The sequence below is a fragment of the Bordetella sp. MIP270_01_BMS genome, from assembly GCF_054958705.1.
In genome coordinates this window covers 3,799,576-3,813,867 of record NZ_CM143297.1, presented here as the reverse complement: position 1 = coordinate 3,813,867, position 14,292 = coordinate 3,799,576, and the positions used below count along the sequence as shown (strand labels likewise).

The 14,292-nt window shown below is 63.6% G+C and carries 14 protein-coding genes; 9 read left to right on the top strand and 5 right to left on the bottom strand.

The features are described from left to right. Positions 1 to 34: 34 nt before the first annotated feature. Complete coding sequence (locus ACV17W_RS17870) at positions 35 to 1,816, bottom strand: FAD-dependent oxidoreductase (protein WP_462593695.1); 1,782 nt, start codon at positions 1,814 to 1,816, stop codon at positions 35 to 37. A gap of 309 nt (positions 1,817 to 2,125) precedes the next feature. Between ACV17W_RS17870 and ACV17W_RS17865 the strand changes: the two genes are divergently transcribed. Genes ACV17W_RS17865 through ACV17W_RS17850 form a run of 4 tightly spaced genes read left to right on the top strand, consistent with a single transcriptional unit; the run spans position 2,126 to position 5,367 of the window. Continuing rightward, on the top strand, positions 2,126 to 2,833 hold the full coding sequence (locus tag ACV17W_RS17865) for a carboxymuconolactone decarboxylase family protein (protein WP_462593694.1): 708 nt from the start codon (positions 2,126 to 2,128) through the stop codon (positions 2,831 to 2,833). A 55-nt stretch (positions 2,834 to 2,888) separates the two neighbouring features. Next, a complete protein-coding gene (locus ACV17W_RS17860; protein ID WP_462593693.1) occupies positions 2,889 to 3,716 on the top strand; it encodes an SDR family NAD(P)-dependent oxidoreductase in 828 nt (275 codons plus the stop codon). Positions 3,717 to 3,719: 3 nt separating this feature from the next. Continuing rightward, positions 3,720 to 4,301, top strand: a complete 582-nt coding sequence (locus ACV17W_RS17855) for a carboxymuconolactone decarboxylase family protein (RefSeq protein ID WP_462593692.1) — start codon at positions 3,720 to 3,722, stop codon at positions 4,299 to 4,301. Positions 4,302 to 4,305: 4 nt separating this feature from the next. After that, entirely contained in the window at positions 4,306 to 5,367 is a 1,062-nt protein-coding gene (locus tag ACV17W_RS17850; protein WP_462593691.1) for an amidohydrolase family protein, read from the top strand. Between the two features lie 12 nt (positions 5,368 to 5,379). Here ACV17W_RS17850 and ACV17W_RS17845 read toward each other — a convergent pair whose 3' ends face one another. Further along, on the bottom strand, positions 5,380 to 6,153 hold the full coding sequence (locus ACV17W_RS17845) for an SDR family NAD(P)-dependent oxidoreductase (RefSeq protein ID WP_462593690.1): 774 nt from the start codon (positions 6,151 to 6,153) through the stop codon (positions 5,380 to 5,382). 196 nt (positions 6,154 to 6,349) lie between these two features. Here ACV17W_RS17845 and ACV17W_RS17840 point away from each other — a divergent pair, with 196 nt between their 5' ends. Continuing rightward, positions 6,350 to 7,324, top strand: coding sequence for a Bug family tripartite tricarboxylate transporter substrate binding protein (locus ACV17W_RS17840; protein ID WP_462593689.1), 975 nt, complete (start codon positions 6,350 to 6,352; stop codon positions 7,322 to 7,324). Positions 7,325 to 7,537: 213 nt separating this feature from the next. Further along, the gene (locus ACV17W_RS17835) at positions 7,538 to 7,990 is read left to right on the top strand and encodes a MarR family winged helix-turn-helix transcriptional regulator (RefSeq protein WP_462593688.1); all 453 of its coding nucleotides are present in this window, start codon (positions 7,538 to 7,540) and stop codon (positions 7,988 to 7,990) included. 30 nt (positions 7,991 to 8,020) lie between these two features. Here the strand turns inward: ACV17W_RS17835 and ACV17W_RS17830 are convergent, their stop codons facing one another. Then, positions 8,021 to 9,010: a Bug family tripartite tricarboxylate transporter substrate binding protein gene (locus tag ACV17W_RS17830; protein ID WP_462593687.1), complete on the bottom strand. Its 990-nt coding sequence runs from the start codon at positions 9,008 to 9,010 to the stop codon at positions 8,021 to 8,023. A gap of 10 nt (positions 9,011 to 9,020) precedes the next feature. After that, positions 9,021 to 10,913 (bottom strand): CocE/NonD family hydrolase, encoded by a 1,893-nt coding sequence (locus ACV17W_RS17825; protein WP_462593686.1) that lies wholly within the window; start codon positions 10,911 to 10,913, stop codon positions 9,021 to 9,023. A 157-nt stretch (positions 10,914 to 11,070) separates the two neighbouring features. On the opposite strand from ACV17W_RS17825, the gene ACV17W_RS17820 reads away from it, so the two are divergent. From ACV17W_RS17820 to ACV17W_RS17810, 3 genes are all read left to right on the top strand, one after another. Next, complete coding sequence (locus tag ACV17W_RS17820) at positions 11,071 to 12,027, top strand: LysR family transcriptional regulator (protein WP_462593685.1); 957 nt, start codon at positions 11,071 to 11,073, stop codon at positions 12,025 to 12,027. Then, positions 11,975 to 12,862 carry a LuxR C-terminal-related transcriptional regulator gene (locus ACV17W_RS17815; protein ID WP_462593683.1) on the top strand — a complete coding sequence of 296 codons (888 nt, stop codon included), beginning with the start codon at positions 11,975 to 11,977 and terminating at the stop codon, positions 12,860 to 12,862. The genes ACV17W_RS17820 and ACV17W_RS17815 overlap by 53 nt, the downstream gene beginning before the upstream one ends. Before the next feature lie 221 nt (positions 12,863 to 13,083). Beyond that, a complete protein-coding gene (locus ACV17W_RS17810) occupies positions 13,084 to 13,491 on the top strand; it encodes a hypothetical protein (protein WP_462593682.1) in 408 nt (135 codons plus the stop codon). 24 nt (positions 13,492 to 13,515) lie between these two features. Here the strand turns inward: ACV17W_RS17810 and ACV17W_RS17805 are convergent, their stop codons facing one another. Next, positions 13,516 to 14,289, bottom strand: a complete 774-nt coding sequence (locus ACV17W_RS17805; protein WP_462593681.1) for a fimbrial biogenesis chaperone — start codon at positions 14,287 to 14,289, stop codon at positions 13,516 to 13,518. Positions 14,290 to 14,292 lie beyond the last annotated feature (3 nt).

Here is a 14,292-nt window from a genome sequence, read left to right as displayed (position 1 = left end):
CGGCAGCCCGGTTTGGGCCGACGCCGGCCTTCGGTCATTGCAGCAGGCCGAGCTCTCTGGCCTTGATCTGTAATGCCACATAATGGCTGTAGACGCGGTTCTGGGACAGGCCTCCCCCGAGAAACCACAGCCCTTTCTGCGGCGTGGGAACAAACATGTTCTGCAGCTCGCCATCTGGACCAAGACCCCAGATCGGCCCGACTTTCCGCGCGATTCGTTCGCCCAGCAGCTGGCGCACCACCTCTTCTTGCGAGTGGTAGCCCGTCGCGACGATCAGCAGGTCTGCCCTTTCGACATTGCCGTCGCGCATCAACAGGCCATCGGCCACGAAACGCTGGGCGTTGTCCCACTGCAGCAGGCCTATTTCCCCGTTCACGATAAGTTCGGAGCAACCGCAGTTGAGGTAGTAGCCCCCATGGCGCGTGCGCAGCTTCATCTGGTGGCCGGCCTCGTCGGGCCCGAAGTCCAGCTTGAAGCCCCTGGCGCGCAGCCCATCCAGCAACGCCTTGTCATGCTGCTTCATTTTCTGCACGTTCAGCTGATAGCCGCGCTGCAGCAGCCTGAACGTGGGCGAGGTACCGATCAGGTCGGCGTCCTCTATCGGTATTTCTTCCTGGTAATGCACGACGTTATTGAAGGACGCCGCGGCCACGCTCACCACCGTGGTGGACCCGCGCTGGATCAGTTTCACCTCGGCGCCATGCCCGTGCAGATCCTGCGCGCAGTCATGCCCGCTGGTGCCGGTTCCCAGCACCAGTACTCGCTTGCCCTTGTAGCCCTCACCGGAGTAATAGTCTTCGGTGTGCCGCACCTCGCCCTGGAAGTCGGATAAACCGGGAAGATCGGGAATTTTCTTTCCTCCGGCGATGCCGTTGGCAAACACCAGGTGCTTTGGATGCAGCGTGCGGGCAGACCCGTCGCTCAACTGCAGCGTCGCGTTCCAGCAGTCGTTCTGCTCGTCGTAATCACCGTGCAGGAACAGAGTGTTCGACCAGACATTGCATTGCATCGCCCAGGCGTAAAAGCTGATGAAGCCCGCCAGCATGTCTTTGGGAAGATACTTCGGCCAGTTCGGCGGGAACGGAATGTAAGGAAAATGATTGATGGCGACTTCGTTATGCAAGGCCAGCGAGTGATAGCGCTTCGCCCAGACTTGCCCCGGCCCAGAGGTCTTTTCGACGATCAGCGCATCCACGCCGAGCAGCCTCAGGCGCGCGCCCAGCGTCACGCCGGCCTGGCCCGCACCAATGATCAGGACAGTCGGGTCGCGATCGGTGTACGCCTGCTCGCGAGCCCGCATGTCCGACCAGTTCTCGGCGCCGAAATTCCGCGAGTACGCCTGCCCCGCCGGCCGGCGTCGGTTTATCGGTTCTTCGTGGCCCTTGATCTCGGTCATGGAGCTCGAAAGAACCCACGCCCGGCCAGGATCCTGAACGGGCAGCCGCAGCACACCATGGCAGCGGCCCGCGTCGGTTTCGAAACTGAATATCGCTTCGATGACTTCGACACCCACGCGGCGCACGGTGCGAGGACGCGTGCGGTCGCGAGCCACCTGGAAATTCCTGGCATTGACTTTAGCTTGATGCTCGATCAGTCCCGCGACGATAGACGCCCGATCCTCGTAAGGAGTGATGGTCCAGGTGAACGCCAGCAGGTCCCGCCAGTAGCATTCGTTGGCGAAGAGTGCACACAGCGCCTGTCGATCCCGCGCCCGCAGGGCACGTTCGAAAGCGTCCAGCCATTTGGTGGCGCATTGAATTTCTGAAGAGCACCCGGGTACTTCGAGATTCTGTTCAAGCCCACCTTCCACCAACATCCCGATCTCCCGTCGCTGTCATGGCCGTCGCTGGCCTGCTTGGATAAAGATTCTAAGGTAGGGGATGCATACTTTTAAGTCAGGAAAAACGGCAAAGAACCTTGCGCGGCGCGCAAAGGCTCAGGTCCGGGTTCCCCGCTTTGCCGCGACGCAGCGGCTTGGCAGTTCCTGCAAAGTACCTTTCCAATCCGAAGCTATCCACGGGCCCTGGCCGCACCCTACACTGGTGAGGCGCCCCATCTTCGTCCCACGCGCTCGCGAGGGGCCCGCACAGGGCGCCTTTCATGATCTACGCTGCAAACCCGACAGATGAACGAGCTATTCGACGACCCTGCCGTCGCCGCCTATATGCGCGGCCAGCACCGCGTCTCGTATGAGGCGGTGCTGCAGCTCAGGCAGACCGTCCTGGCGTCCGAGCACCTTTCCGCGCGCGTGAAAGCGCTGGTATTGCTGGCGGTTCACGCGAGTGCCACCGCGAATAACCCGGGCGCGATCGAACGCCATGTCAGGCAGGCGCTCGAGGTCGGCGCCACTCCCGGCGATGTGGTCGACGTTCTGGTCGCCATCATTGGCCTGAGCAACCACAGTATGTACTTTGCCCTGCCGATTCTCCAGGAGGAGCTCCGGAAATCCGGGCGTCACGATGCGGCGGAGCCACCAGAGATGTCCGCCGAGCCGCAGGCGCTCAAAGCCGATTTTCTGGCGACGCGCGGCTTCTGGAGCGAAGCCCGCGACGTCATTGCGCAGTTCCTGCCGGCTTACTCGAAGTCATTCTCCGAGCTGACGATGGTGCCCTGGAAGAATGGCTCGCTGACACCGAAAGAGCGGGAGTTCATCTTCATCGCGATCGATTGCTCCGTTACCCATATGTACGCGCCCGGGCTCGCCATGCATATTCGGCATGCCCTGGAACACGGCGCCACGCGTGACGAAATCCTCACCGTTTTTCAATTGGCGGTACTGATAGGCCTGGAAGGTTTTGTCCTGGGCGCGCAGGCATTACATCAGGCGAGTTGACAAGCGCCGCCACGACGGCGCCACGTCATCAAGCAGATTTGGCTGGAGACATTACATGCATGACCTGACCGGCAAGGTGGCATTCATTTCGGGGGCTGGCTCCGTGGGCGAAGGCTGGGGCAATGGCAAGGCAACCGCGGTATTGATGGCCAGGCAGGGCGCGGCCGTATTCGGCGTGGATGTGGATCATGAAGCGCTCGAGCGTACTGCTGCGGTCATGCGGACCGAGGGGTTCGACAACTGGACGGGCAGGGTCGCCGACCTCACCCAAGGTGACCAGGTGGAGGCCGCAGTCGCCCAGTGCGTCCAGCGATTCGGACGAATCGACATTCTGGTCAATAACGTGGGCGGCAGCGCTCCGGGTGGCCCTGTCACGATGAGCGAGCAAACCTGGGATGCGCAGATGGATCTCAACCTCAAGACGACGTTTTTTGCCTGCAAGCACGTGATTCCGGTAATGGAAAAGCAGTACGCGCTGGAAGGCCGGCCAAGCGCGATCGTGAACATTTCAAGTGTGGGCTGCATGAGTTTCGAAGTGGAGGGCCGCGTCAGCGTGGCCTACGCCGCATCCAAGGCCGGCGTGATCGCGTTCAGCCGCTCCACGGCGATCGCCTATGCCCGCAAGGGCATACGGGTGAATACCGTCGTTCCCGGAAAAATGCATACGCCCCTGGTCGAGCACCGTCTGGTCAGGCAATTAGGCGCCGAAGACGCCCAGGCGCTCATCCAGCAGAGGCATTCGAGTGTTCCGATGGGCCACATGGGCGACGCATGGGACGTCGCGAACGCAGTGCTCTTTCTGGCCAGCGATGAAGCCCGCTACATCACCGCAACCCAGCTGGTGGTCGATGGCGGCGTCACTGCAGCGCGATCGGGAGCCTGAGCCATGCCGAGACTTCACTTGCTGAATGAACGTGAGCTGACTGCGGAGCAGTCGGCCGTCTGCCTGGAGGCCGCGTCCGGCCGGCGGGGCAAAATTCCGGCGCCCATGATCGGCTGGATACGCAGCCCCGAACTGGCCCGCCGCGCGCAAAGGCTGGGCGAGCTGCTTCGCTTTGATACGTCGCTGGAACCCGTGGTCACAGAACTGGCGATTCTGGTGTGCGGCCGCCACTGGACCTCTCATCATGAATGGACGGCCCACAAGGCGCTCGCGATCGAGGCCGGACTGGACCAGAGAATTATCGCGGACATCGCCGCAAGGCGCCGGCCCGGATTTGATTGCCACCGGCAGCGCATCACCTATGAGTTTGCATCCGAACTGCTCGCCCGCGGGCGCGTTCCTCAGGACCTCTACGACCGCTCGACTGCGGTGCTCGGCGAGAAAGCCGTTGTCGAGCTGGTCGGCATACTTGGCTATTACTGCCTTGTAGCCTTGACGCTGAACGCATTCGAACTGGGTATCCCGGAGAACGTCGCGCCCGAACTTGACGACCCGCAGTTTCCCGGACAATGCGCGAAGGCGTAGTCCAATGGCACAGCCCACGAATGACCGCCGGGAAGTACCCGTGGATCCGGCGCAGCCCATCGTTGACGCGCACCATCACCTTTACGTGCGTCCTGACCTGCACTATCTACTAGAGGATTATCTCGACGACCTGCGCGGCGGGCACAACATACTCGCCACCATCTATGTGCAGGCCCGGTCCATGCTGCGCCAGGCGGGTCCCGACGTACTCAGGAGTCTCGGAGAAACCGAGTTCGCCAATGGCGTGGCGGCGATGTGCGCCAGCGGCCTGTACGGTGACGCGCGGATCTGTGCGGGAATCGTGGGACAAGCGGACCTCTGCCTGGGCGCCGCAGTGCGCCCCGTGCTGGAAGGCCACATGGCCGCCGCGGGCCATTCTTCCGTCAGCGCAGGCCGCTTCAAGGGAATCCGACATGTTGCAGCCTGGGACCCCGACTCTTCCCTATTGAATCCGGCGTATCCGACAACCCGGCAGATGCTTGGCAGCGCCGGGTTCAGGGAGGGGTTTGCTCAGCTTCACCCCTTGGGGCTGAGCTTCGACGCGTGGATATACTTCCACCAGATACCTCAATTGGTCGACCTCGCGCGGACCTTTCCCCAGACCGCCATGGTGATCAATCACTGCGGAGGCGTCCTCGGCGTGGGGCGATACGCGGGCCGGCAATCGGAAGTCTACGAGTTCTGGGCGGCCGCGATGCGCGAACTGGCCGCATGCCCGAACGTCATGGTGAAGCTGGGCGGGCTGGGCATGCCGCTGACGGGGCTCAAGTCCGCCCAACCGTCGGCCCGGCCGCACTCGCGTGAATTGGCAGAGCTCTGGCGGCCCTGGATCGAACATTGCATCAGCGAATTTGGAACTGCTCGCTGCATGTTCGAAAGCAACTTCCCGGCCGACAAAGCGGGGCATGACTACGTGGCGGGCTGGAATGCCTTCCAGCGCATCGTCGCAGGCGCGAGTGCGACAGAGAAGACAGACCTGTTCTGGCGCAGCGCCTGCCGGTTCTACCGCATCCCGCTGGCCGCGGGCGATGCGCATGCCAGCTTCGAATCCGGCAGACCGTTCTAGCCGACCCGGACGTCAGGCTTGCGGCGGCCTGGGAACGCCGCCGTACAGGCCCCATGTGCTGGCAGCCAGCCATCCCGCATCGATCAGCAGGTCGACGCCGGTGATGGCAGACGCCTTTTCCGACGCCAGGAATTCGACGCCTTCGGCGACTTCATTCGGCTGCACACGTCGGCCCAACGCCATGTGATCGCGCAAGTCGGCCGCGTAACGGCCCGGAGGCCGCTGCAGGACTCTTGCAACCTCTGTCGCCCCGGGCGACACGGAATTGACCCGCACACCAGAACGTCCCCATTGGCTGGCGAAGTTCTTGGTCAGATTGACCACGGCGGCTTTGCTGGGGCCGTAGGCATGAAGGGGAGATGAACCGTGCGCCACGGTGGACGCGATATTGACAATACTGCCTCGCCCCTGCCGGACCATGCGGCTTCCGAAGACGCGGTTCGCGTTGAAGGTACCCTGCACATTCACTTCAAGAATGGTGCTGAAGAGTTCCTCGGGGAAAGCCTCCGGAACGAATCTGTCCTGGAATGCAGCTGCGGACACGACCAGGGCCTGCACCGGCCCGAGGCGCTGTTCTATCGAGTCGGCAAGGGCTTCCAGCGTTTCGGTACTTCTTATATCGGCGCCGAATCCCACGCCTCCGATTCCGCCGGCCAGTGCCTGCGCCTGGGCTTCGTCCAGATCCAGTACGGCAACGCGCCAGCCCCTGGCGGCCATCAATTCGCAACAGGCCGCACCTATGCCATTGGCCCCTCCGATCACCACACCCACTCTGGAATCAGTCATTCTCGTCATCCGGAAGTTCTGGAACTTGATCCGGTCGAATATACCCTCAGCGCCAAGCGGATAATGCGCGCGCCATGCAAAGCTCCTTTCAGTTTTCCGCATGACCGAATCCTTGTGGGGGGGCCCGATGCAACGGGATAATGAAGCCCCCCCGTCAACGGGGTCATGACGACGATAAGCGCCCACAGGAGACAAGATGAACTTCCCCCGCAACGTTTTGGCAACCACCATCGGCCTGGCGGCAAGTTTTTTGTTCGCAGCCCAGGCAAGCGTTGCCTATCCGACCAAAGCGATCACATTGATCGTGCCCCTGGGAGCCGGCGGCGCCACTGACGTCGTGGCACGCGTGATCGCCGAGAAACTGAGCGCCGAACTCGGACAGCCGGTCGTTGTCGAGAATCGCCCCGGCGCCGAAGGCGCCATCGGAGTCAATGCCGCCGCGAAGGCATCTCCTGACGGGTACACCTACGTGCTGGGGTCGAGCTCCACCGTGGCTGCGAATTATTTTCTGCGTAAAGACCTGCCTTTTCATCCCGTCAATGACCTGGCTCCGGTATCCACAGCGTTGAAGGACTTTTTCAACGTGCTGGTGATCAACCCTGACATTCCCGCAAAGAGCCTCGAAGAGTTCATCGCTCTGGCCAAGGCGAACCCCGGCAAATATGACTATGGTGCGGCCACCAGTGGCGCAAAGATCTGCATGGAGAGCTTCAAGACCATGGCCGGCGTCGATCTGCAGATGATCAGCTACAAGAGTTCTCCGCAGGCCCTGAACGACCTGATCGGCGGCCGCCTGGCCATTATCTGCGAGCCGGTCGCCACCGCGCTGCCGAATATCAGTTCCGGCCGGCTGAGGGCCCTGGGCGTCACCAGTCCGAACCGCGTAGACAACGCGCCCGATCTGCCGACCGTGGCAGAAGCCGGCCTACCCGGCTACGCGTTCTCGGCCTGGGTGGCGGTATTCGGCCCCAAGGGCACGCCCCCGGAAGCCATCGACACCTTTTCCAAGGCCCTGGCCGTCGTACTGAAGGACCCGGAAACCGAACAACGCATCAAAGCGATCAACGCCATGCCCATGATCGGCGACTCCAACGATTTGAAGCAGTTGCTGAATGCCGAACTGCAGCGAGCCGAGAAAGTGGTCCGCGACGCGAACATCCAGCCTGAGTGAGGCAATGCCGCAAGCTGCGGCAGCACGCTACCCGGAAAGCGTGCACGGGCACCAACGCGGGGCTGAATTACTGAGGGGCGCGCGGCCGCGCCCGGCAGCCACTGTACGCCGGGGCGATCGTTCCCTGGCGGCCGCCGCCATCTGGCACAATGACCCCACGCGGCGGCGCCCCGGGCGCCGCCTGGATCAATCGCTTGCCGGAGGCTTCCCTTCTTGCCTAAGGAACAACAAGGCCTGCAGATCGTTCAGCACCTGGGCCAGACTTATCGCGCCATGCAGGCCAGCTTCAGCAGCCGCGTGGGGCACGCCTTGCCGCGCTGGCGCATCCTGCTCGCCCTGCACGAGTGCGGGCAATGCTCGCAGAAAATGCTGGCCGAGCGGTGCCGGCTCGACCCCGCATCGCTGACGCGGCTGCTGCAAGCCATGCAGCAACTGGGCTGGATCACTCGCAGCCCCGACCCGAACGACAACCGGGTCACCAACGCCAGCCTGACTGCCGCAGGGCAGGCGGTGGTCAACGAAGCCCTGCCGCGCCGCGAAGCATTTTTCGAAGAGTCGCTGCAGGGGCTGTCCGCCGAAGAAGTCCAACTATTGACCCGCGCGCTCGACGTGCTCGAACGCAATTTCGCGCGGGCCGCGCTGCCGCGCACGGGATCTGACGCCTGAAATGCTGCGCGCCACCGGCAGCCTTTTGGCCTACTGGGGTTCCACCCCTGCGGCTGCAGCGGTCTTGCGCATGAATTCCGACTCGTCGATCACCCGCTTGCCCAACGCCTCGGCGCCGCCCGTGGCGGGCTGATAACCCAGTTCGCGCAGCCGCTGCACCACGGCTGATTCGGCCAGCGTGCGTTGCACCGCGGCGGTCAACTTGGCGACAACCGGCTCGGGAGTACCGGCCGGGGCGAAGATTGCATTCCAAACCGGGAACGAGCAATCGGGCACTCCGGTCTCGATGCAAGTCGGCACGTCGGGAAGCGCCTGCAAGCGGTCGGGCCCGAGCACCGCCAACGCGCGCAACTTGCCTTGTTCGACCATGCCCGCCGATTCCGCCGTACCCAGGGTGAAATCGATCTGGCCGCCCAGCAGGTCTGCAAGCGCCGGCGCGCCGCCCCGGTACGGCACGTGCAGAAAGCTCGCGCCTGTCTGGTTCTGCAGCATGACTGTGGCAAGGTGCACCGCACCGCCCACGCCCGTCGACCCGAAGCTCAGTTTCTGCGGATTGGCCCTGCCATACGCGACAAGATCGGCGAGCGTGCGCATCGGCGAATCGGCCTTGACCAGAACGACGTACGACGTGGTGCCGATCAGCGCGATCGGCTGGAAGTCTTTGACCGGGTCGTACATCATGTTCTTGATCACCACCGGCGCTACGGTATGGGTGGACCCCGAACCAAGCAACAGCGTGTACCCATCGGGCGCGCTGCGCGCCACAGCAGATGCACCGATTGTGCTGCCCCCGCCGGCGCGGTTTTCAACCACGACGCTCTGGCCCAGTTCGCCTTGCACGCCGCGGGCCACCATGCGGCCCAGTGTGTCGGCGGTTGCTCCTGCGGAAAACGGCACGATGATCGTGATCGGACGCGCCGGGTAGTCGGGCACTGCGAGGGCGGGTGTGCCGCACATCGCGGCTGTCAGCAGGGCCACCGTCAAGCCAAGGCGAGCGGTACGGGTAAACAACGAATTCATGCCAGAGTCCTTAAGCGCGGGTAGGTTGCAGAGGAAGCACAATATGCGAGGCGCGCAGGCCGTCTACAAAGACCGACTGGAGTGCCACCTGCGTGTGCGTGTGCGCCCCCAACGGCTCGCCTGTATTGGGGTTGAGGTCATATTCCGGAAAGCAGGAACTCGATATGTCCAGGCGGATGCGATGCCCTGCCTTGAACACATTGCTGGTGGGATTGAGCTCCACCGTTATCGCGTACTCGCGGCCGGGCTCGATCAATTCCCCCACGGCCCGATCGTCCCGGTAACGCATCCGGAGTATGCCCTCCGAAAGCAGCAGCGCCACGCCATCGGGAAAGTCTGCGCTTGGCGGATAAACATCGAGCAGCTTCGCAGTGAAGTCCGTGTCGCGAGCCGATGAAGCGACCCAAAGCTGTACTGACAACGGACCGGTCACTTCAACATCTGCAGTCAGGGGATCGGTCTGGAACAGCAGTACGTCGGATCGCTCGGCCAAGGGGCGATCGCTGCCCCGGCACGCAGTCATTGTCGGGCGACAGCGCTGATCGCGCGGACCGGGCAGCACGAATGCCGGAAACGTCTCGCTCTGCAGGCTGCTCGCCCCCACGCCGGGGCAGGGATCATCGGGATCGTACTTGTAGCTCAAGGGGGCAATCCCCACTGGCGGCCGTTCCGGGCCGAGACGTCCGTCGGCATGCAGAAAGTACGGCGTCGGCAGGGTCGAGGCCAACGGCCACACCGGAGAATCCCGCCATTCCCCGCCGTGAAATACTCGCCCCTCGGGCGTCCTGTGGCCGTCCCCCAGCCCCATCACGAAGTACCGCAAAGCGGGTTCGTCCCCAGCGCCATTGGGCTGGTCACGCACGAAACGATCGAGCCAGGCGAGCCAAGCCGTGTGAATCGGCCCGTGCTTTGCGGCGGCCGGCCCGAAATCGGCCTCGCCCGCGGTCGTGAGTTCCAGCATGGCCGGACTGTGCACCCACGGACCGACGATCAGGCGAACCGGCTGTGCCAGGCGCCTGCCCAGTTCACGAAGCTTGTCGAAATTGGCATTGGCATGATGAGCAAACCAACCGGACACCATCAGCACCGCGACGTCCGTCGGGTATTCGTCCCACCGCCCTTCCAACCGCACCGTGGGGTTGTGCCAGTATTCCGTGTCGTCTGCCGTCTCCAGCATCCTGAAATACACGTCTTCGTAATCGGGCGCCGCGGCCAGCGGCGACTCGCCACGGCGCAGCGGCAGATCATTGGCCCATTGCGCCGACCGGTGGCGCATGGCCATCAGCGCATCACGTACGCCCGCATCGTCGCGCGCCTGCGGGCTTTGCAGCCCGTGCTCGATGGCCCAGGGCAACGCAACTCCCACGTTGAAGGCGCCATGGTATCGGAACATGCGTTGCCGATAATTCGTGCCGGCGTCGCGCAGCACTTGCGCTCGCAGACCTGCCGGCCGATGCAGCGCCATGGCTTGCTGATTGGCCGCACTGAAAGAGCCGCCTACCGTTGCCAGGCGGCCGTCGCACCATGCCTGGGCGAGAATCCAGTCCCACGTGTCGATGCCGTCCTGCCCTTCGTCGGGCACGTTGGTCATCATATGGAAGCGCCCATCCGAGTCCCCCCGCCCGCGCACGTCCTGGATCATGAAAATGTAGCCCGCGCGCGCCGCGGCGATGCCGAACTCATGAAAGCGGGCCGATGTGCGACCGTACGGCGTCCGTTCCAGCACGACGGGAAGCGGCGCACCTGATGCGGCAGGACAGTACACGTCTGCAACCAGCGCCGTGCCATCGCGCATCACCACCGTGACGCCACTGAACAGATGGACGATGTCGTCAATGACTTGCACCGCGGACGCGACGCTCTTCAAGGCGTCAACCGGGGAAGACTCGATACCACCTAGCATGCTTTAAGCCTCGAATGCGAAATCCGGGCCAGCCACATCAGGAGGGCCCCTGGCAGCGCATGGTAGGCAAGGCGACCATTACCGTAAAGTGACGTTTACTTCAACTTTACTAACCAGACAGTTATAAATAGCGGTTGACTCAACTCACCTTGCCCTCATGCCCCCGCCCGCCTCAGCCCATATCAGCCGCCTGAAGTTCCGTCATCTGCGCTTCGTGCTGGCGCTCGCCGAGACGGGCAGCATGGTGCGCACCGCCGAACGCCTCTCGGTGAGCTACCCGGCCGTGGTGAAAACCCGGCTGGAAATCGAAGACATCCTTTGTTCCCGGCTGCTGTCAGGCCGTGGAGACACGGCCGCGTTTACTGAAATCGGGTTATGCCTGCTCCAGGCCAGCCGCCGAATCCTTGCCGAGCTCGACTGCGCGGGGGACGAAATAGCAGCCTTGCGGGACGGGCTGAGCGGACACGTGGTGGTGGGCGTTCGTTCGCCCGATGCATTGCAATGGCTCACACCGGCGTTGGTCGAGTTCCGCGAGAAGTATCCCGGCGTTTCCGTTTCTCTGGTAGATGGCCTGCACCAGAGTATTGCCCGTGCCGAGGTGGATATCGGCTTCGCGCGCGCGGGTCCATTGCGGGGCATGCAAGGCCTGGCGATGCAGCCGCTTTTCACGATACGTTCCGTAGTGGTCGGCAGCGGCAGTTGCGCATTGCGGCCCAGGGCGAAGCCGGCTTGGGCGTCGCTACTGGCCTCGCCCTGGGTGTTGCCGCCCGCCGGCACCCCCTTGCGCGACAGGTTCGATGAGTACCTGGCGCGGCGACGATTGCACGCACCGGCGAATGCCATATCCGTCAGCGACTCCTCGGCGCAGATGGAAATGCTGCGGGCGGGAAGTTTCCTGGCGCTATCGTCCGAGTCGGTCGCGCAGGAGTTGGCCGACCGGCGCATTGCCAGCGTCGTGGTGACGAAATTGGCCGCGCTGGACGACCACGTCGTGATGATCTGGCGGAGTCACGAGCCGCTGCACCCGGCACTGCTGCATTTCAAGCAGTTCGTGCTTGACTATGACGCCCGGCGACGGCGGAGCGACGTATCTGTACGTAACCAATCAGAATAGACCATTACCGCAGCCATCGCAGCGCCGCCGCTGGCATAAGATGCCGCCTGCCGTAGAGGTCGCCCTCGAAGGGCCCCCGGCAGGCTCAGAACACAACAAGCTCGGCCGTACACTTGATGCATCAATGAAAAGCGCAGTTGCAGCACGATTTCTCATCGCAGACGACCACCCCATATTTCGTTTAGGCCTACGCCAGATCATTCGCACCCTCGATCCGGAAGCGCAGGTCGAAGAAGCCGAAAATCTGGGCGCCGCCCTGCAGGCGCTGGATTCCGCAACACCCCCCGACACCCTGATCGTGGACGTGCAGCAGCCAGACCCCCGTTCGCTGAGCGAGATCGCCGCGCTGCGCAGGGCCTGCCCTGACAGCTTTCTGATTGTCGTGTCCATGCACGCAGACCGTCGCTTGGCGGACGCCCTGCTGGATGCGGGGGCGGACGGTTTCGTCGGCAAATCGGTGCCGCCGTCTGACCTGGGTGAGGCTATCCGCGCCGTCCGTGCGGGGGACGTCGTGGTGCGCTACAACCGCGGGCCTGGACCCAGGCCCTTGGATGGCGCCGACATACTGCGATCGCTGACGGATCGGCAGCGCGAAGTACTGGGCATGCTGACCGACGGCATGACCAACAAGGAAATCGCCCGGCGTCTGGAGATTTCTCCCTTCACCGTCCGTATTCATGTGTCGGCGCTGCTGCGCGCCTTGAATGTGTCGACACGCAGCGCGGCGGCGGCGCTGGCTACGAAGGCGGCCGTGCGCCAGGCCGAGTCAGGGACAGCGCTGCCCGCGCCAATATTGGACGGGCCGGCGCATCGCCCCTGTGCTAGTGCGTACTAGCTCATCTGCCCTACTGCGCTTTCGGCATCTGGCACTTATGCTGGCGCCCCGGCGGCCCCGATGCAGTGCCAAGGCGGGTGCGTCGCTGCTTTGACCGGCCGGCGCCGGGCGCTCGGCCTGCCCTTTCCGAAGCGGTACAGCGCCCTGCTCCGGGCCCGGGATTCAAGGTTCCCTCTTATATCTACGCGGCCGCTGCGTGGCCGTGCGCTTATGGAGTCAACATGCTGGGTCTGAAACGAATTCTGCTGCTTTCCACGTTCTTGCTCTTGTCAGGCTGCGCCGGCACGGGCGGTTTCGGCGGCAAGGACCGTATGAGCACTGAGTATCTGCGCCAGCATCTGGTCAAGGGCAAGACGACAAAGGCGGATGTGCAGCAAATGTTCGGCACGCCAGGGTACAAGACGGACGACTCTAGTGGGTCGAGCTACTGGTCGTATTCCGAACGGCAGATCAATGGCAACCTGTTCACACAGGCGATGGAGTATCTGCCCAGTCTGGGCTCGGCAGCCGATGCCGCCATTGATGCCGGGCAGGGCCCCAAAAGCCGACGCAATCTGGACATCTGGTTCGATACCCGCGGCAGGCTGAGCAGCTACAACGTCGGTGGAATCACCGGCGTAGACAAGTAATCCTGGCTTGGCGACCGCCGTCCGTCAGCGGCCGGCAGCCGCGCCCGCCGCGCGGCTGCCGCACAATTCGACGCCGGTGTCGTCGATAACGCAATACCAGAACGGCTCGGCGGTATCGGCGGCGCTTGCGCCAGGCATCGGTAATTCGATGCTGGCGCCGGGCGCCAGCATTCCCGGCTCGCCCAGCCTGCGGGCCGCCGGATGGTTGCGTCCGACGCCAATGACCACATCGAGCAATGTCTGGTGCAGCGGCGCCGGGTTCGTGATGCGCAGGCGCGGTTCCGGCCCTTGCCGGCGCACTTCAAAGCGCAGCGACTCATGCGCGCGCGCGTCGGCCCTGACGCCCTCGGGCCGGAAAAACACCTTCACCCGAGTACGAAACGATATCTGCAGCACATCGCGCCCCTTGCCGTCTGCCTTGGGCGGGATCTCGAGTATGTTCAGCCAATAGACCGATTCACGGCCGGGGGGCAGACTGCCCTGCCCCGTGTACACAATGCGCAGGCGTTGCGCCGCTCCCGGCTCGAGCCGCAGCATCGGAGGCAGGATGAGAAATGGCACGGCGATCAGCCGTGGGTCGGCTTCGCGTTGGCCGGTATCGAACCACATCTGCAACAGCACGGGTTCATCGCCTTCGTTGATGATGCGGGGTGTCGCCTCGGGCTGGTCTGGCGACACAATGAGGCGTGTGTGACTGAGCGACACGGCCGCCTGCGCCGTGGGCGCGCACAGCACGGCCATGGCGCATGCCGCAAGGCAAAGCAGGCGCCGCAGCAGCAGGTTCAGCATGCACGACATGGC